The following is a 19413-nucleotide window of genomic DNA, read 5'->3' as shown; positions in this document are numbered from 1 at the left end:
TCCTACTCGAAAGAATGCGCGGTCGAGACTTCGTCGAAGTTGCGTGTAGCTCGGAAGTTTCGATAGTAGCTTTGTAGCCACCGCTTCGCGATTTTGTCACGATAGCGGTCCCAGCCGATTAAATCCTTCAGCAGCTGCTCCCAGGAGATGCGGATCCCAGCTGCCTGAAGCTGAGCTATAGCACGCGGCAGCTGCCTGTGCACGCCATCGACACTCTGCCTGCAGAGGAGGTGGAGGCGAGCCGTACTCGTCTCCTCGCGCATGACCCCAGTACGAACCGCTTCGGCGAACGAAGCTCCAAGGTTGGCGGGGGCGTCGAACATCTCGTCATCGGTGGGTGTATCGGTTTGCCCTCTTGGCTGGTTGGCCAGTAACGCGGCTACCGTGTAGTACGCGCGCTCGAGCGCTGGCCGAGGACGATCAGGAAGCCAGGGAGCGACAACGATGTGCATCTGTGGCGCCTCTTCAGGGGTGCGTCCCACTCCCCTGCGTAGGGCGGCACGGGCACCTGGGTCACGGATCGCGTGGCGAATATATGTCAGGAATTGATTGTCGTCACGACTATTTTCGTGTACAGGTTGGAGGGCTGTCATTTGGAGCCTCCTGTCGTGGCTCTCGCGCGGCTCTTCGAGGGTGACGGAAACAGCAGGTGCCTCCGCGTATATACCGCGTGGGCACCTCGAGGACTTCGACAAGCAGTATCGGTTATCTCGTCATACACCTCGGATGCGATACGAGAAAAAGTCATGCCAGCTTCGTCGAAACGGCGTTCGTTGAGAATCTGCCAAAAAACGCGTTCCGCGCGAGGCCAGTACCTGGAGGTGGCTACTGAAACCCACGGTCCTTCCGACTTATCTGATTGGCGAGTGAAGTCTTTCCAGGCCTCGCGGAGTGTGCGGCTAAGTTGCCGCTGTGACTCTTCAGCGGCGAGCCGTGTGCGCGCGATCCCTCGTGCCATTTCTGGATCACGTTCCTGAGCCCACTTCAGTATGGGTGGAGTGATCGCGACGAACCACCCATAATCTTTCGCCCCCCGGCCCTGATCGAATCCAAACGCACGTACCCGCAGCGCATCGAGTACAGCGAGAGGAAGACTGCTGCTCTGTAGCAGCACTCGAGGTCTTCGGGCTCGTCGGGTATCGGTTCCATCAGCGACAAGCGCGTCCAGATCTCGCCACAACGCTCGGTGATTGCTTGCCGGGCGCGCATGCAGATCACCTGGGCCAGCGACATGGTGAATAAGGTACGGGTCCTCGACCTTGCTCGCGTCAGCGCGAAATGCCCAAGTGAGGCGAGCACCGAGGACGTGACTGCCACTCTGGTCGGGGGTGAGGAGGATGGCGTGGCGGGCCCGGTTCGTCAGGGCGGAGACGAACCCGCCAGGGATCGGGGGACTCCCGAGGGGATCCGGCAGTGTATCCATCTCCCATGGTGCGAGGTCTTCCTGACCTCCACGATGGGTTCGAAGATTTCCAGGGTGAACGAGACCGGCGAGCAGTGATTGGAACAAGGTCTCGCCGACCGGGTGGAAAGATAAGGTGCCACGCAGTGGACCTGCCTGAGTATCGTCCTTGCGCAAGCCGTCGACCTCTCGGGTAGAGCAGCCACCAGGCGCACCGTAGTACAGCTGCGCGACCAGATGCCAGGCTGCTTCACTAGGCGGCAAGGGGTCCAGCTTGTGATCGTGGTGGTGGTCGAACCACACTTGGTTATTCCCGTTGCTGCGGGAGAACACCAGCTTGTTCACCCCGGCATCATTTTTGCACTGGGTCTTCAACCGGGGATCCTGGAGCCACGGACGCTCGGGATGGAACAGGTCGAATCGCGATGCCCAGCGATCGAAGTACGCGTCGACCACTTGAGGATCGAAGCCGCTGGAGGAGGTAATGAGGTCATTGCGCCTCCTGCTCCACGTGTTGAAGTCAAGGTTGGTGTCGTCGAGCCCAGTGATGCGTGCCGTGATGGCATACAGGATGCGCCAGATGCCGGACGCCGCTGGCGGAACCGGGATCGCTAGGTCTGCGATGTCGTGGGCTGTGCTGAACAGCTCCCGTAGACCTACTTGCTGGAGCGATCCGTGGCGAATGATTGGCAACCAGGGTTCGGTCGTAAGGTCGAACGACGGCTGGGTCATCGATGTTCGCCCCTTCGATGCGTGACGACGAGCCCGAGTTCCGGGTCGAGCCGTACAGCGACGCCGTTGATATGTGCGGCTGTGTATCGACCCTGCGTCCATGACTGAGGCAGAAGTACGACGTCGCTGAGCCACGGGTCGTCCTGCCAACTCTCGGGAAGTGGATTGGCTTCGGCCAAGATGCGAGCCCACCTGTCGGCAGGTGCAGGGACCGTGTAGCTGAGGATTTGTCGCACTTCGTCTCGGGTGAAACGGCCCTTTGGGTCGCTGCCATGCTCTGGCATAGCCTTGGTGCGGGAGGCGTCGAGCCACCGACTGCCGTCTTCATTAACGAACAGCGGAAGGATCCGGAGCGAATCGGCACCCAGCCGTGTTGCGATCAATCGATCGTCGATGTCGCCGTAGCTGAGTTCGTGGAGATCGCCGACGTCGTACGGCCGCGGAATCGCAACGAATTGAGCGAGTTGCTCCTGGGCGAGCTCATCAGCAAGGCGTGCGGTGTCCAAATCCGACAGCCATTCATCGGCGACCGTAAAGTCGCCGTACACCTGATCGACTAAGCCTTGCACGTCATCCGGAACGCGAATCGAGGTATCGGCACGGGATGAGAGAAGCCGGTTGGTCCGCTCCAGGAGTGACGTGTCATACACATTACCCCAGGAGCGAGGAACGGCAAGGACACCCGCTTGATCTACGGGCGTCAGTACCGCCAGTCGTGGTGTGGCCGCCCATGCTGGGCGTATACGGTTGGGATGCCGGTGGCAGCGGCCCGCGCGTTGAAGAAGCAAGGCAAGCGGTGCGAGATCGCTCACGAGGAAGTCAAAGTCAAGGTCCAGGGACTGTTCGACGACTTGGGTGGCGACCAAGATCGTTGCTCTGGGTCGCTCGGCTGTGCTCTTGCCGAACCAACGTTCGACCTGTGCGATGCGTTCGGCGCGATCCCACTGCGGAAGTCGAGCATGAAGTAGAAGCATCGTCACGGGCTTGTCGGCAAGTCGGCGGCACAGCACGGTGTAGGTCTCTTGGGCGTCGGCGACCGTATTGCATACAACGAGTGCGGAGCCGCCCTCCTCCACCAGTGGTGTGAGCATCCGCTCCATTAGCTGTATGCGGTCTCCGGGTTGGTACGCATGTATTTCTACTGCAAGATCGCGAACTTGTGTAGTCCTTACCTGCTGCCCGGTGACTTCGCCGGTAGTCGCGTCGGCATACATCCATCCCGGGTAGGTCAGGTCACCCAGCTGCACGCTCCGGTTGGGTGCTGCGCCCTCAAGGTAGGCGCGAATCAGGCCTTTTCCGACGCGCGCCGGCAGTGTGGCTGACAGCAGTACCGCTGGCACTCCCATGGAGCCGAGCCAGGTAAGTGTCCGTCGCAACAGCGCTTGCATATAGGCGTCGTAGGCGTGGGCTTCGTCCACGATGAGGACTTTGCCAGCCAGGCCTAGCATCCTTAGCGCGTTGTGTCGCGAGCGCAGCACAGATGTGAGTACCTGGTCGATCGTTCCGACGGCCAAAGGTGCCAGTACTCCACGGCGCCGCCCTCGCAACCACTGCGTCGGCGTCGTTTTTGAGTTGTCCCCTCTGGATTCATCCTCACTCACGATGCGCCCTTCCTGGGACGTGTCGGCGGTAGTGTCGGATAGCCAGGCGGTGCTGTGCAAGAGCGTGAGCGGTGCCGATTCCGTGAGGCATTTGCTCGCGTACGCGGCCACGCGGCGGTGCATCTGGTCCGCGGTCGCCATGGTCGGAAGAGCTACAAACAGACCAGGTGTTCCGGCCGCGTCGCCGAGCAGTCTTGCCGCGAACAGCGCCGCCTCGGTCTTTCCCTCACCGGTCGGTGCCGTCACTAGCAGCACACCCGGCCCACGTACCAACCTCGGCAGGACTTCCTCGATCGACGCCTGAAGCGGACGTGGAGAGCAGTCGAACGTCTCCTGGAAGGTGCCTTGGCGCATTGCCACACGTGCTAGGCCTGCACTACGGACAAGCTCCGGAGCGAGTTCTCGCGAGCGGAAGAAGTGGCTCGCAACCGTCTGAGCGTCAAGGTGACCATCGTCGGGCAGGGTCAACTTGGCCATGCGTAGGGCGAGGAACGACTCCTGGCTCGCCAACCAGTCGGCCACCACGGTGACGCCAGTGATGAGCACGGCTGCTTCGACGTCTATTTGGGGCGGAGGCGTTGGGCATCCGAGCAAGTGGTGCAACAGCTCGAACAGCGCCATACGCTGTTCGTGCCATGGCCCGTCACCCAACTCCGGCGCCATGGCGAGGCCGAACTTCCGGAACTGAGGACTAAGCGGCTCGTGAAAACGTCCATGATGGCCACCTAGGAGCTGGGCGATCCGATGTGCCGGTGAGTCGACCCAACTCGCTTCGTCGAGCCGATAGCCACGCTCATGGAGCAGTAGCCCCAAGACCAGGTGGGTTGCCCGATCGTGGCTCAGCCGGTCGATCGGCTCACCAGCCGGATAGCGGCCGCCAGTAACCAAAGCGGTGAACAGCGCGGAATCGAGGGCCTGGAATGACGGGGTCGCTTTGCCGATGTCATGCAGCGCCGCCCACAGTGCTATGAGTCGGCCAGCGAGATCCTCATCGGTCAAGCCGAGTCCCCTGGTGATCCGACGTCGTTGTCCAGACGTCAGCACCAACTCCCAGAGGGCTAGGGCAACCGCCGCGACATCCACCAAGTGGCAGATCAGCGGGTAGTGCCGCAAGGACAGATCACGTGGCAGATTACGCGACTTCCCCCACAACAACCCATCCACGCCGGCCGGCGCCGCGCCCGCATGCGCAGGTCGCGGCGGCCTGGGCGAGACATCCCGCAAGGTCATGTCCTTCTATCTACAAGAGGGCACCGACAATTCAGCCCTTCGGAAGCCATCCATGGCCCGGACGAGGGAAGGCGTGGGCAGAGACCAGCGAGGCTGTGCCGCCCGTCTCCTTCCACTCGGGGAGGGAGGCGGGTAAAGTCCCAGGTCAGGAAGTGTCCTCCCCACGCACGTGGGGGTGAGCCCGCAACATCAACACAGACAGACGCAGCGCGGCGGTCCTCCCCACGCACGTGGGGGTGAGCCGACGACCGGGAAACCGACGACCGGGAAACCGACGTCCTCCCCACGCACGTGGGGGTGAGCCGTCGCGGATGGGCCGAATGGATGGAAGGCGATTGTCCTCCCCACGCACGTGGGGGTGAGCCCTACGCGGAGAACCTCGACCGGAACGTGCGGATGTCCTCCCCACGCACGTGGGGGTGAGCCGTCGACATCACGGCGGCCGTCCTTCAGGGAGGGGTCCTCCCCACGCACGTGGGGGTGAGCCCGTGATCGTCACGTCGCATTTACGTTCGTCCGAGTCCTCCCCACGCACGTGGGGGTGAGCCGGCTGTCCACCGAGCAGCTCCGGGAGCTCCTCCGTCCTCCCCACGCACGTGGGGGTGAGCCGCCTCCCGAGGGGCCTCCGGGTGGGTGGTCTCCGTCCTCCCCACGCACGTGGGGGTGAGCCGCCAGTCTTCGGCACGCCAGGTGATCTGTTGGGGTCCTCCCCACGCACGTGGGGGTGAGCCCTCCAGGTCCCACAGCCCCAACCGACCCCGGTAGTCCTCCCCACGCACGTGGGGGTGAGCCGACGCCGGTGACGGTGCCGCCCGCTGAGGCGAGGTCCTCCCCACGCACGTGGGGGTGAGCCGTAGTCACCCACCTGGCAGCGCCTGTAGACGCTGTCCTCCCCACGCACGTGGGGGTGAGCCGACGCCGGTGACGGTGCCGCCCGCTGAGGCGAGGTCCTCCCCACGCACGTGGGGGTGAGCCTCCTCCTCCAGGCGGCGGCGCTCCTCCTCAGCCGTCCTCCCCACGCACGTGGGGGTGAGCCGTAGCCGGCCGTCGCGGCGGGGATCGCCACCGCGTCCTCCCCACGCACGTGGGGGTGAGCCCCAGCGGTCCGGGTCGGCGGCGCCCCAACAGTCGTCCTCCCCACGCACGTGGGGGTGAGCCGTAGGTCAGGATGTCGAACGGGTTGAGCGAGCCGTCCTCCCCACGCACGTGGGGGTGAGCCCCAGGAACCGCTCGCCAGGCTCGAACAGGTCGTGTCCTCCCCACGCACGTGGGGGTGAGCCGGACCACCATGCTCGCGTCGATCGCCCGCCTCCGTCCTCCCCACGCACGTGGGGGTGAGCCGACGGTTGGTGCACGTCTGCCGAGCGGGTCGCGGTCCTCCCCACGCACGTGGGGGTGAGCCCCGTGCTGTTTTTCACCCTCGAACGCAACGAGAGTCCTCCCCACGCACGTGGGGGTGAGCCGTCCTCGCGGGATCCGCCGGTGTGCCGCTCGTGGTCCTCCCCACGCACGTGGGGGTGAGCCGGCCATCAGGCCTTTCGCCTTTGCGCAGGTCATGTCCTCCCCACGCACGTGGGGGTGAGCCGTCAGGGCTGGCGGCCACGAGTGGCTCAAGCTCGTCCTCCCCACGCACGTGGGGGTGAGCCGTCAAAAGGGCGGCTACCACGCCCGCCGCACCAGTCCTCCCCACGCACGTGGGGGTGAGCCGGCCGACGAGATGATCGCCGACGGGGACATCGGGTCCTCCCCACGCACGTGGGGGTGAGCCGCAAGTGCAGTGCAATTGCAGGGCTGATTCATAGTCCTCCCCACGCACGTGGGGGTGAGCCGTACTCCATCGGCTGGTGGGCCGCGTGGGTGCTGTCCTCCCCACGCACGTGGGGGTGAGCCGTGGGCTCTGGTGTCAACGGGGAGAGCCACGGCGTCCTCCCCACGCACGTGGGGGTGAGCCGTCGCACACGTAGGTCTGACACCAGTAGCAGAGGTCCTCCCCACGCACGTGGGGGTGAGCCGCGCTGTGGTGACGAGTGGGGCCGGGACGAGGGGTCCTCCCCACGCACGTGGGGGTGAGCCGTACCTGAAGGGTGACGGTGACCGGCCGCTGCTGTCCTCCCCACGCACGTGGGGGTGAGCCGCAGCTGCTGAACGACAAGGGTGTGCGCCGCTTGTCCTCCCCACGCACGTGGGGGTGAGCCGTTCCGGATGTGGATCGAGGACCGTCGGCGGGAGTCCTCCCCACGCACGTGGGGGTGAGCCGCCTCTTAACCGCCTGCCGTACGGCGATACGCGGTCCTCCCCACGCACGTGGGGGTGAGCCGGCGTGGAACTCGATCTGGCGTACGACGTTGTCGTCCTCCCCACGCACGTGGGGGTGAGCCCTGAAAGCGGCGCACCCGGACATGACCACCAGCGTCCTCCCCACGCACGTGGGGGTGAGCCGCCGCTCACACTGCTCGGCTACGGCGCGACGATGTCCTCCCCACGCACGTGGGGGTGAGCCTCCAGAGCTTTTGGATACCTCACGTGTCCGTAGGTCCTCCCCACGCACGTGGGGGTGAGCCGGTCGCCGAGCTGGAGAAGAAACTCGACGAGCTGTCCTCCCCACGCACGTGGGGGTGAGCCGTCCGACGACGACGCGGTGGCGCGTTGGGGGCGGTCCTCCCCACGCACGTGGGGGTGAGCCGTAGCCCTCGCCGCCCTTCGGGAGCATCGGCGTGTCCTCCCCACGCACGTGGGGGTGAGCCGTTGGACCGCGGGCTCGAATGGGAGCCCGGATCGTCCTCCCCACGCACGTGGGGGTGAGCCCCTGCCCGAGGTCGACACCCCGTTCGCGATCGGGTCCTCCCCACGCACGTGGGGGTGAGCCCGCCCAGATCGCGGCGGCACTGACCGCCATGGGGTCCTCCCCACGCACGTGGGGGTGAGCCGAGGTACGCATCTGGTCGATAGCGCGCTCCGACGTCCTCCCCACGCACGTGGGGGGTGAATCCGCGCATCGGGTCATCACCAATGATCGCGCCGGACAGTCGTCACTAGCGGGTGCCGGCATCCGCCGTGGGGTTCGGGGTCATGCATGCATGGGACCCCGGGTAGGTATGTACCGAGCGACGTCGCACCTATGTGGTCATGCACATCGCGGCCGCTCTTGCGATCGTCGCTGCTGACGAGGTACGGGGCTGTGACCGAGCCTGGACCGACCGACGAGGAGCGTCGATGACGACCCAACCGGACAGCACGGGCCGAGGGCTCGTGTTGCCCGGACTGGTGCTCGGACTCGGGCTCGGCGGTTTCGTCGACGGGATCGTCCTCCACCAGCTACTGGAGTGGCATCACATGCTCTCCGGCTGGTATCCGGACACCACCGGTGCGCACATGCGGATCAACATGGTGGCGGACGGGCTGTTCCACCTGGCTTGCCTGCTGCTCGTCACGCTGGGCCTGGTCTTCCTCGTCCGCTCAGCGCGACATCTCGGTGGACCCTCCGCGGCTCGCCGGTTGTCGGGGTGGATGCTCGCCGGCTGGGGTGTGTTCAACCTGCTGGAGGGGACAGTCGACCACCAGGTCTTAGGCGTTCACCACGTCCGGTCCGGGCCGCACCAGACGGCGTTCGACGTGGCGTTTCTCGTGTTCGGAGCGCTGCTCGTGCTGGTCGGGCTCGTGCTCGCTCTCCGCGGGCGTCAGCACTCTGCCTGAGCGGTGAGCTGGGATCGCCGGACGGCCCGTCTCCCGCAGTGCCTACTTGCGCGGGCGGAACCCGAGCCGCTCCCGGAAGCTCGGCTTGTGCTCAGCCCCGCGTTGCTGGGGGATGTCCTGGCCGCGAGCCTCACCTGTCGGCGTCTCAGCGGCACGGGTCTCGCCGGTCCGGGTCTCACCCGCGTGCGTCTCGCCGGTGGCGGGTGCCTCGCGACCACGCGCCGCTTCCTCGCCACGAGCGGCCTGTGCGTGCCGGCGCTCGTGCTCCGCGCGCAGTTTCTCGGCCTCCCGCCTGGTCTGCTTCAGCTCCCTCCGCGACCGTCGGCTGCGCACATTGGCACCGCGAATCATGGCGAGCCCGAGCATGCCGACCGCACCCACGACGATGCCGAAGAGGAACAACCAGCCGCTCGCGCCACCGACCGGGACGCCGAAGATCGAGAAGCCCATGCCGCTGAGGTTGGTGAGAACACCGACCAGGCCGACAACGAGAGCAGCCAGCAGCAGGAGAACTCCGAGGACAATCATGATTTCCTCCGCCCGCTGTGAGGTTCGCGGAACGGCCGCTGGGTGAGGCGAGTCAGCGCCAACGCTGGCCTCGTGTCGTCGCTGGCACCCCTGTGAGGTCGCCAAAACCCCGCGACGCACTGCCAGTCAAACTCTGAGCCACCGAGCACGTCAAGGCCATTCAGCCCGCATCGCGGAAAGGTCGCGACCAATCCGCACGCCTGTCGGGACCGGGACCTCTGGCCCGAACCGGTCGAGGGTTTCCGATATCGGGCGCACGTCTCGATTGACGCCTGCGTCGAGGCGTGCGACAAAGAGTCCACCCTTGCAACGTTGAAATACACGGTGACTCCGACGCCGGTGCCCATGCCCGGTCGCACTGAGGCCCTCCCCGTTCCGCGGCCTCCTCGGCGACGCACGCGTTCTGGAGGCGACAGTCATGGTCAATCCGCGCCGACAGCACGGACGACTCAGCCGACGAGACCTCGTCCAGGCTGGGGGAGCACTCCTCGCCACCGTCTCCCTGGTGGGCTGCGAGGCGCTGAGCACCAAGCCCGCAACACGGCGCGAGCCGAGCCGCAACAGCGCAACGAGGACCAAGGAGGCGCCTGAGCTCGCCGAGCAGGTCAAGGCGGGAAAGCTTCCGCCGCTCAAGGAACGCTTGCCTGAGAACCCACTCGTGCTCGAACCGGCGCAGGAGATCGGCGCCTACGGCGGTCGTTGGCGTACCTTCATCCAAGGCATCGACGGCGCGTCGGTCTACGAGAACATCGGCTATGAGCCCTTAGTCCGCTGGACTCCCGACTTCACCGGGATCATGCCCAACATCGTGGAGTGGGAACGCAGCGACGACGGTCGCGAGTACGTCTTCCACTGCCGCCGTGGCATGAAGTGGTCCGATGGCGAGCCGTTCACCGCCGCCGACATCGCCTTCGCCTACGAGGATGTCATCAGCAACGAGGACCTGTTTCCGGTCTTCCCCGAGTGGTTGGCGCCAGGCGGCAAGCCGGCGGAGTTCGAGCTAGTGGACGAGCTCACGTGCCGGTTCGTCTTCGCCAAGCCGCACGCGTTCTTCCTTGAGCACCTGGCGAGCCCGCACGGCAACTTGCTCGGCGCGACGCCTAAGCACTACCTGGAGCGATTCCACAAGAAGTACAACCCAGAGATCGATTCCCTCGTCAAGAAGGAGAAGCTGGAGGACTGGAACCAGCTCTACTTCGGCAAGGGTGGCGACGGACCTGCGGGGCTCGCGCTCTGGCAGAACCCGGAGCTTCCCGTGCTGCTGCCGTGGACGGTCGCGACACCGCTGACCACTGACCGGCTCGTCTGCAAGCGAAACCCGTACTACTGGAAGGTGGACCCGGAGGGCAACCAGCTCCCGTACCTCGACGAGGTCGAGATCGAGGTGATCACCAACGCGGAGACGGCGACGCTGCGGACGAGCAACGGCGAGTTCACGCTGCCGTCCACCGACGTGCTGACCCCGCAGAACAAGCCCGTCTACGCCCGCAATCAGGAGAAGGGCGACTACCGCATCATCGAGCAGAACACCTCCGACATCAACGCCGGTGTCATCTGCCTGAACCTGACGCACAAGGACCGCGCGATGCGGGAGGTCTTCCAGAACAAGGACTTCCGCATCGGGCTGTCGTACGCGATCAACCGCGAGGAGCTCATCGCCGCGGTGCACCAGCGGCAAGGTGAGCCGTATCAGTCCGCGCCACGGCCGGAGTCGGAGTACTACGACGAGAGGTTGGCCAAGCAGTACACCGAGTACGACCCCGACCTGGCCAACGAGTACCTGGACCGGGCCGGCTACCGGCAGCGCGACTCCGACGGGTTCCGCCTCCGGCCCGACGGTAAGCGGATCTTGTTCACGCTCGAGCTGCCGGGCTCCGGTTTCGACCCGACCTACCCGTCGACCGCCAACCTGGTCGCGCAGTACTTCGAGAAGGTCGGCGTGCAGATGCGGGTGCAGCCTCAGGGTGGTCCGCTGTTCTGGGAGCGGCTGTTCGCTAACGAGCACGACGCCGTGATGTACAGCGCGGAGAACGGCCTGCGCGACGCCATCCTGGACCCGGGATGGTTCTTCCCGATCGGCGGACGGTGCTACTACGCACGCCTCTGGGCGGATTGGTACGCCAGCGGAGGGAAGAGCGGCGAGGAGCCACCGCCGGCGCCGCGCCGACAGATGGAGATCTACGACCAGATCAAGACGACACCCGACTTGGACAAGCAACGCGAGCTGTTCGCCGAGATCCTGCGGATCTCCGCCGAGGAGTTCTACTGCATCGGTACCGTCCTCATCGCGAGCCGCTACACCATCGCGCAGAACAAGGTCCGCAACATCCCCGAGCCGATCCCTGAGGGCTCGCTCTACCCGGACCCGGCCCCGATCGGCCCTGAGCTGCTCTACATCAGGGAGTAGGCGCGCTACCACGACGCCGAGCGCGCTGACCGTCCGCACGCCGCACCAGGCGGGACCAGCGGGTGAGCGGGTGTTGTGCTGCGCCACCTGCTTCGGCCACGCCACAAAAAGGCCCGCTCACGTTCGGCCTCCCCACCACGCTGGGACACGGTGTCGAGCCAGGTCAGGGAGAGCGCGCCGGGGCATACGGCGTCCGACGGCCCCTGCCAGCGCGGGAGGATGGCGTCAGCTTCTCGGCTGCTCCACCTCCTCGAGGAGCGGGAGCGTCTCGACGTCGGGGATCTCGACGAGATACGGGTTGCCGTAGCCGCGAGGGTCGCTCGTGTAGAGGATCTGGCGGCCGTCTGGGCTCACGCGCGGATGCACGTGGACGGCCTGGATGTGGAACGACCCTCGGTGCCGGAGGAGCACGCGTGGACCCTCGTAACCGTGCTCGGTGAGGCGCCACAGCAGCAGGAACGGCCGGTCGCGGTTGCCGTCGCCGACGATGAGGTTCAGGTCGTTGCTGTGGAAGTGCGTCGAGGTGTGGGAGAGCGGGTACTCGCCGACGGTCGTGTTGTCGTAGCGCACCGCACCGTGGAACGGGCTGCCTCCCTCGGTCCAGCCGTGGTAGCCCACGTGCTCGCCGTCGGCGAACCAGTACTCATGCCCCACCCGCTCGTTCGGCGCCGTCGGACGCAGCTTCCACACCTCGCCCGTGTCGAGGTCGAGCATCCAGATGCGGTGGTCGACCAGGTGCCAGGGGCCCTCGTGGCAGAAGGTGAGCAGGTTCGGCCGGGTCGGCGAGGTGTTGACGTGGCCGATCCAGCTGTCCTCCTCCCACACCACGCTCGGCTCGCCGCCGTCCGTGGGGACGCGAACGATCTGGCACCGAGGCTTGGCCGCCCAGTACTCCCGCATGCCGACGTAGCCGGCGCCGAGGTCCATCGGGATGCGGTCGGAGAGGTCCTGGCCGATGTTGACGCAGACGTAGGCGCCGTCGGCGGTGACGTTGGTCTGGCCGCCGCCATGGAACCCGTCCGGGACGGTGTAGAGGGTGCGTTCCTCCAGCGTCTCGAGGTCGATCGCGACGAGCGTGTTCCGCCACCAGAAGTACGCCTCGGGGCGCACGGGGTTGACGCTCGTCGACTGGAACGCGCCTGAGCCGGAGCCTGGCGGTTCCTCGAGGTCGGTGAGCTGCCGGTACTCGCCGGTTCGGAGGTCGAGGCTGTAGAGGTTGCTCGACCCGCCCCGGTCGGAGCCGAAGAGCAGCTGCTGGTTGTCGTCGTACCAGCCGGAGTTGGTGAAGTACAGGTGGTGGCTGTGGGCCTTGTGGTCGGTGAGCTGGAGGGTCTTCACCCCCGTGGTGAGATCTTCCACCTCGTGCCACTCGGGCCCGAACAGGTCACCTTTGGCCATGTCGACGGTCTCCTAACGACGCTCGATGAAGTACTGCTCCGGGTTCGACGGACCTGGGCTCGGCCAGATGAACGACGCCGGCATCTCCTCGGGGACGTTGTGAAAGTCGTTCTTGACGATGCCGTAGCTGGGCGGGGCGAGACTGATCCCGATGTGATAGAAGAACTCCTTCGCCAGGCGCAGGACCTGCCTCATCAGCTCGTCGCGCTGCTTGGGGTCGACCGTCTCCCGCACCCGCCGGTAGAGCTCCATCTGGCGGCGTACCAGCTCCGGTGGTCGCTCGCCGGCCTGTCCGTTCGTCTCGTACCACTGCATCCACAAGGGCGCGTAGTTGATGGACTCGAACCGTGACGGGAAGAACCAGTCGGTCCGCAGGAGCGGCTCCAGCTTGCCGCCGCCCTCCGCACCCCACGCCGTCGCGTCGTGGGCGTTCGCGCGTCGGCGCTCCTCGAACAGCGCCCGGTCCTCGGGCCGGTTGAGCATCTCGATGCCGACCTCGCGCCAGTACGCCCGCACGAGCTCGAGCGGGTCGGTCTGCGAGCTCGGGCCCCCGATGTGCTCGACCGCGATCGTGATGCGCCGGCCGTCCGGACCGAGGCGGAAACCCGCGCTGTCGCGCTCGGTGAGGCCGGCCCGGTCGAGGTACTCGTTCGCCAGGTCGGTGTCGTACTCGGTGTACTGCTTGGCCATCTCCTCGTCGTAGAACGGCGAGTCCGGACGTGGCGCCACCTGGTAGGGCTCGCCCTGCCGTAGGTACACGACGTCGATGATCTCCTGCCGGTTGATGGCGTGGGACAGCCCGACCCGGAAGTCGCGGTTGCGGAAGATCTGCCGCTTCACCGGGTCCCGGTGGTTGAGGTTGAGGGCGATGGCGAACGTGACACAGTTCGTCGGAACCTCGTCGAAGAACCGGAAGTCGCCGGACTCACGTGCGCGGGCCAGCACGGGTTTGTTCGCCGGCGTGTTGATCGTCCGGTCCTGCATGTCGATCTCGCCGGACGTCGCCCGCAACGTCATCGTCTCCGGGTTGTCGATGACGGCGATCACCAAGCGGTCGATGTAGGGGAGCTGGCGGCCCTCCGGGTCCACCTTCCAGTAGTACGGGTTGCGCTCGTAGATGAGCCTCGAGCCTTCGCCGAACACCCTGACCGGCACCCACGGGTACAGCACAGGGTGCTCGGGGTTGCTCCAGACGTCGGACTTGGCCTGGAAGAGGGTCGCCCAGTGCTCGTGCCCCTCCTCTTCGGCGAGCTTGGGCGCGTCGGGGTTGTGCTTGGCGTGGAAGCGTTCGAAGTAGTGGCGCGGATACTTGGTGAGGTCCGCGGCGTAGAGGGTGGCGAGGTTCTCGAGGAAGAGGCCGTTCGGCGCGACGAACTCGAAGCGGACTGTGTGGTCGTCGACCTTCTCGATCGTCCCAGCCTCGCCGCGCACCTTGTACAAGTCGGGCCGTCCGCCCGGGAAGAGGTCGGGGTCGCCGAGGACCGAGTCGTAGGCGAAGACGACGTCGTCCGCGGTGAACGGAGCGCCGTCGGACCAGCGCATCCCTCGCCGCAGGTGGATGACGTACGCCCGGCCGTCGTCCTCGACGGTGATCTCCCGCGCGACGTTCGGGATGACCGACTCGAACGCGAGGTCCCAGCGGGTGAGGGTCTCGTAGCCGGTGATGCGCTGGAGCCACGCGGCGTCAGAGGGTCCGGTCATCGCGCTGGCCCACTCACCGCCGTAGACGCCGGGTCGCTCCACCGGCTCGACCACGAGGGGCTCCTCGGGCAGACGCTCCTCGACGGGCGGCAGCTCGCCCGCCCGGACTCGTTCGGCCAGCATGGGAGCCTCCCGTTCGTCGCCGCCGGCCCTCGAGCTCGGCGTCGACGAACGGGACGGCTCGGTCGACAACAACTCACAGCCGGTCGCCGACGTGGCGATGAGGAGAGCGCCGGCGCTTCGGAGCATGGCGCGCCGGCTCAGCGCCGGAGACGAGTCCCGAGATCCCACCGTGGCACCTCCTCGGTCGTGGGGGTGCCCTCGCAGCGTACGAGCGGGTTCGAGCGAGCCCACCCGCCGTGAGCCATCCCGGACGCGTCCCTACCGGATCTGGTCAGCGGCGTGGAGGAGAGCCAGTCCGGTGTCACAATGATCACGAACGACTACGGTCAGTGAATGGATCGGTCGTCGCTGATCGCACGCGGCGTCGTCGTGGCTGTGGGGGACGTGGTGACGCGACCAGGCTGGATCGAGGATCTCATCGCCGAGGTGGAGACGCTGTATCAGGCGCAGGGCGGCGACCGACGGGCGAGCGACGTCACAGACCTGCGAAAGGACAAGCCCGTTACGCGTGCCCCAGCGAAGGGACCTGGCTGGTACGTCGTGACGGTGAGCGCTTCGTACGACGACGGACGGCTCGACGAGGCGGTCCTCGCCCCAGCGGAGGGGACAAACACCGAGTCGTACCACGTCATCGAGAGCGAACGGGATGGCAACCAGCTCTTCCTCCACGTCCTCGAGAGCGCACCGGAGGACGGGCTCTACCTCTGGCTGAAGCCAGTCGACTCGGCCCGACTCACCAAGTCTCTCCTCGACCGTCTTCGGGCCATGGAGACGACGCGGCTGCTGGAGCGCTTCCACAACGGAGAGCTCGATGACGTCCCGACACGCAAGGATGCGCCGGACGAGCTGGACGAGGCACAGCAGAAGGCCTGGGCGGCGTGTGTCTCCGATGGCTTGCACGCGGTCTGGGGGCCACCCGGCACGGGGAAAACACAGGTCATCGCACGCGCTTTGGCCACCCTGGTCGCTCAGGGACGGCGTGTGCTCCTGGTCTCCGGGACCAATGTCGCCGTGGACAACGCGGTGGAGCGCGTGGTCGACATCGTCAACCCCGCCCCAGGCATCGTGGTCCGGGTTGGCACCCCCCATATCTCCACAGTCGCTCACGACGCTCGCGTGTCCCTGGCAGCTTTGGTCCGCGAGCGTCAGGAGCGCTTCGAACGCCAGCGAACGGAGCTTCAGCGGCGGATCAAGGAGCTCCGCGCAGATCCCCGTATCGCTCGGCTACGGGAGGCGGAGCGGGTCGTTGGCGCCTTCGACGAAGGCGAGCTGACGGGGGCACGCGAGCGCGTCGCCAAAGGACGCGACATTGACGAGCTCAGAGCGGCGATCGGCCGCACGCAGCGGCGCATCGACCAGGACCGGGCCCGGCTCGCGGACATCGAACAGGCCGTCCGGGAGGCCAGAGCCCGCTACGAGGAGACGGCGCCAGCGCGGTCCGTGTTCGCCAAGGTGACGGAGCTGTCGGAAGAGCTCGACCACTATGCCGGGACACGCGACCGAGCGCACGCCACGGTCGTGCGTCTTCGAGACGACATCGACCGGCTCGAGCGGGAGCAGCGCTCCTACGACTCCGACGGTCTCCTCGCTCGATGGCGGAACCGGTCGAAGGTGCGGTACCAGCGTCAAGAGCTGCACCGACTTCGCAACGCCTTGCGCGAAGCCGAAGACCGGTACCGGGAGGCCGAAAAGCTCTCCCAGCGTGCCGACGAGCGGCTACGACCGCGCATCGATGGACTCCTCCGTAGCGTCCACCCGTGGACCGAAGCGGCAGTGGAGGAGCGGCACACCACGCTGCGGCGGCAGGAGGAGCTGTTCCAAGCCCAGTCCGCTCGTATCGAGGCGGCGACCCGCGAGCTGACCGCGATGAAGGAGCGGCTCGCGCGGCTCGAAAGCCAGCCGCAGGCCACATCGGCCGATCACGATCTGCTCGAGCGCGCTCAGCGGGAGGGCTATGACGAGCAGCGGGCACAACTACCGGCGCTCCGCGCGACCGCGAACGAGGTTCTTGCCGAGATCGACCAGCTGGAGCGTCGGCACGAGGAGCTCGCGCGAGAGCAGCAGAAGCACGCCAGGGAGGCCGAAGGCCGGGTGATCGCCGGGGCACGGATCGTCGCGACGACCTTGACGATGCTGCGGCTCAAGCCGACCATCCACGAACAGCCCTACGACCATGTCCTCATCGACGAGGCGGCCGCTGCCAGCCCACCCGAGGCGATCTACGCCATGAGCCTCGCGCGGCGTGGTGTCACCTTGCTTGGTGACTTCCTCCAGAACGGCCCCATCAACCCCTTCGACGACCTTCGAGGCAAGGCAAAGGCCACGATCAATGGGTTCGATCCACGGTGGTACCAGACGGATTGCTTCGCACTCGTCGGCATCACCGACCCGAGATCCGCGCAAGCGACCCCAGGGTGTGTGGTGCTCCGTCGCCAACGGCGATTCGGCACCGCGGTCACCCGGCTGGTCAATGAGGTCGCCTACGGCGGTCTGCTCGAGTGTGCGCAATCGGAGCCGGCAACGAGGCCGGCCGATCCCGCCATTGTCCTCATTGACGTGGATGGCTTGGGCGCTGAGCTGACCAGACCGAGGAAGGGGGAACCTACTGGCTGGTGGTGGCCGATCGGCGCGATGGTGGCCCGAGCGGTCGCCGAACGTCACATCGCCGCCGACGACTCGGTTGGGGTCATCACGCCGTACAAGGTGCAGAAGAACCTGATCGAGAGCCTTCTCGCTGAGTCAGGTGGGGGCCAACGGGTCGAGGTAGGGACGTCGCACGCGTTCCAGGGTCGGGAGTTCACCACCGTCGTTCTCGATCTCGTGGAGAACGGCAGTGGCTGGGTCGCCAAGGGGGCGCTCAACCGATCGAATCGCTATGCGCTGGACGGGCTTCGACTCTTCACAGTTGGGTTGACTCGTGCTCGGAACCGGCTCTACATCATCGCCAACCTTGCCGTCGTGCGCCGGGCACGGCACGGTCCGCTCCGAGCGCTCGCTCGGAGCGTCGAACGGGGCGACGTGCACATCGTCCGGGCCGCGGAGCTGGTGGCCTCGGAGGGGGCGCCAGCGTCAGGCGACCCGGTAGCTGTCGACGTGTGGGAGTCGCTGCGCTCCTACGCCAAGATCGTCGAGCTGCACGACGAGGACTCCGTGTCGGAGGCCTTGCGACGCGAGGTGGACCGCGCGCAGTGCAGCGTCTGGCTGTGGAGTCCGTGGGTGGGGTCGAACCTCGACCGACTCCTCACCTCTCTCGTCGACGCGCAGGAGCGCGGGGTCGCCGTTCGCGTTGTCGTACGGCCACCGAGCAAGGTTGGCGAGAAGATGCGCCGGTTCGTGGCGAGCCTCTGCGGAGCGATCCGGCATGTGATCTTCATGGACAAGGAGCATCAAAAGCTGCTCGTCGTCGACGACCGGCGCACGTTCATCGGCAGCATGAATGTGCTGTCTCACCAGGGGCGACGAGGTACGCACGACATCATGGCGTTGTTCGAGAGCACGACCCTGGCGTCGATGGTGCTGAGCCAGGAAAACGCGACTGACCTGGCCAATCCGCCGACATACCCTAGGTGTGAGAAGCGCGTCCGTCACGCGCTTCTGCGTGAGCGCAGGTGGGCCTGGAAGTGTGGCAGGCGTCGCCCGGACGGTTCAGTCTGTGAGTGGTGGACCTACTTCTCGTCGTCCAGCCGAAACCAGCAGCGCTGAAAGATACATGAAGAGCGCCAGGGTGTGGAGTGCCCGCGATAACCTACCCACCCGCCACTCGTGTCCTGGGGTGGGCGATCTAGTGGCCCGGGCTGGAGTAGTGCCGCATCTGGGAGTGGAAGAACCTGACCGCCGCCCAGTAGAGCAGGAGGCCGATCACTGGTGAGGCGACCGCGAGCCAGAGCGGCACGAACAGGTCCTCCGTCCGCCCGAGGAGCACCGCGGCTGGGAAGAAGCCCGCGTAGGCCAGCGGCAGCGCGAACGTCAAGAGGTGGGCGACGGTTCGCGGCAGCACGCTCAGCGGGTACGGGCCGAACGTCACGAACACCGTGTCGGCCATCTGCAGCATGGGCGAGCTCACCAACAGCCGAAACGTCAGGGACGCGATCAGCAGCATGACGGCGGACTCCAGGAACGCGCTGCCTACCACCGCGGCGAGGAGATAGGCGACCGAGCCGACAGACCAGTCGACGGGCGCCGCGGCCGCGGTCACCGCAAGGAGGACGGCGCCGAACACGAGGTCTCCCACCGCCGTCACCACGAACCGTCTCGTCAGCAGCTGGAGCAAGGGGTTGACCGGGCGCAGGAGGTACCGGTCGAACTCGCCCTGTCGCACCACCCCGTCGGTCGACCACAGCTGCCCGGAGAGCAAGCCGTGCAGCGCGTGCCCCATCGCGCGAATCCCGTACACGAAGGCGACCTCGACGAAGCTCCAGCCGCCGATGCTGCCGAACGCGTGCACGATCACACCGACGAACGCGAGCGACACCGCCTCGTAGCAGATCGCCCCGATGGCGGTCATCGCGAAGTCGGCGCGGTACTGGACCGCGGATCTCAGACCGAGACCCACCAGGATGGCGAACTGCCGCAGCGTCGACGGCGGCCTGGCGACCATC

Annotated in this window: 10 protein-coding genes and 1 CRISPR repeat array; of the genes, 3 read left to right on the top strand and 7 right to left on the bottom strand. The window is 66.4% G+C overall.

Annotation, left to right across the window (positions count from 1 at the left end):
* Positions 1-2: 2 nt before the first annotated feature.
* The 3 genes from casB to cas3 are packed head-to-tail and all read right to left on the bottom strand — an operon-like array spanning position 3 to position 4965.
* Positions 3-593, bottom strand: a complete 591-nt coding sequence (gene casB, locus DFJ64_RS08345; RefSeq protein WP_115849944.1) for a type I-E CRISPR-associated protein Cse2/CasB — start codon at positions 591-593, stop codon at positions 3-5.
* Positions 590-2134 carry a type I-E CRISPR-associated protein Cse1/CasA gene (gene casA / locus DFJ64_RS08340; RefSeq protein ID WP_170152549.1) on the bottom strand — a complete coding sequence of 515 codons (1545 nt, stop codon included), beginning with the start codon at positions 2132-2134 and terminating at the stop codon, positions 590-592. Before casA ends, casB begins: the two co-directional genes overlap by 4 nt.
* On the bottom strand, positions 2131-4965 hold the full coding sequence (cas3, locus tag DFJ64_RS08335) for a CRISPR-associated helicase Cas3' (protein ID WP_115849942.1): 2835 nt from the start codon (positions 4963-4965) through the stop codon (positions 2131-2133). The genes casA and cas3 overlap by 4 nt, the downstream gene beginning before the upstream one ends.
* A gap of 154 nt (positions 4966-5119) precedes the next feature.
* A CRISPR array of direct repeats spans positions 5120-7892; the repeat unit is 28 nt; unit sequence GTCCTCCCCACGCACGTGGGGGTGAGCC.
* Between the two features lie 286 nt (positions 7893-8178).
* On the opposite strand from cas3, the gene DFJ64_RS08330 reads away from it, so the two are divergent.
* On the top strand, positions 8179-8658 hold the full coding sequence (locus DFJ64_RS08330) for a DUF2243 domain-containing protein (protein WP_115851924.1): 480 nt from the start codon (positions 8179-8181) through the stop codon (positions 8656-8658).
* 42 nt (positions 8659-8700) lie between these two features.
* Here the strand turns inward: DFJ64_RS08330 and DFJ64_RS08325 are convergent, their stop codons facing one another.
* Positions 8701-9186, bottom strand: coding sequence for a hypothetical protein (locus DFJ64_RS08325; RefSeq protein WP_115849941.1), 486 nt, complete (start codon positions 9184-9186; stop codon positions 8701-8703).
* 418 nt (positions 9187-9604) lie between these two features.
* Here DFJ64_RS08325 and DFJ64_RS08320 point away from each other — a divergent pair, with 418 nt between their 5' ends.
* Complete coding sequence (locus tag DFJ64_RS08320) at positions 9605-11593, top strand: ABC transporter substrate-binding protein (protein ID WP_115849940.1); 1989 nt, start codon at positions 9605-9607, stop codon at positions 11591-11593.
* A 225-nt stretch (positions 11594-11818) separates the two neighbouring features.
* Here DFJ64_RS08320 and DFJ64_RS08315 read toward each other — a convergent pair whose 3' ends face one another.
* Together DFJ64_RS08315 and DFJ64_RS08310 are read right to left on the bottom strand one after the other, a co-directional pair.
* Entirely contained in the window at positions 11819-12991 is a 1173-nt protein-coding gene (locus DFJ64_RS08315) for an oligogalacturonate lyase family protein (protein WP_115849939.1), read from the bottom strand.
* 12 nt (positions 12992-13003) lie between these two features.
* Positions 13004-14983 carry an ABC transporter substrate-binding protein gene (locus DFJ64_RS08310; protein ID WP_147304644.1) on the bottom strand — a complete coding sequence of 660 codons (1980 nt, stop codon included), beginning with the start codon at positions 14981-14983 and terminating at the stop codon, positions 13004-13006.
* A 165-nt stretch (positions 14984-15148) separates the two neighbouring features.
* Between DFJ64_RS08310 and DFJ64_RS08305 the strand changes: the two genes are divergently transcribed.
* Complete coding sequence (locus tag DFJ64_RS08305) at positions 15149-18517, top strand: AAA domain-containing protein (protein WP_115849937.1); 3369 nt, start codon at positions 15149-15151, stop codon at positions 18515-18517.
* A 79-nt stretch (positions 18518-18596) separates the two neighbouring features.
* Here DFJ64_RS08305 and DFJ64_RS08300 read toward each other — a convergent pair whose 3' ends face one another.
* Positions 18597-19412 carry an ABC transporter permease gene (locus DFJ64_RS08300; protein ID WP_245941282.1) on the bottom strand — a complete coding sequence of 272 codons (816 nt, stop codon included), beginning with the start codon at positions 19410-19412 and terminating at the stop codon, positions 18597-18599.
* Position 19413: the final 1 nt, after the last annotated feature.

This window comes from Thermasporomyces composti, from assembly GCF_003386795.1.
Taxonomy (GTDB): Bacteria; Actinomycetota; Actinomycetes; order Propionibacteriales; family Actinopolymorphaceae; genus Thermasporomyces; species Thermasporomyces composti.
This window is presented reverse-complemented; position numbering and strand designations above follow the sequence as displayed.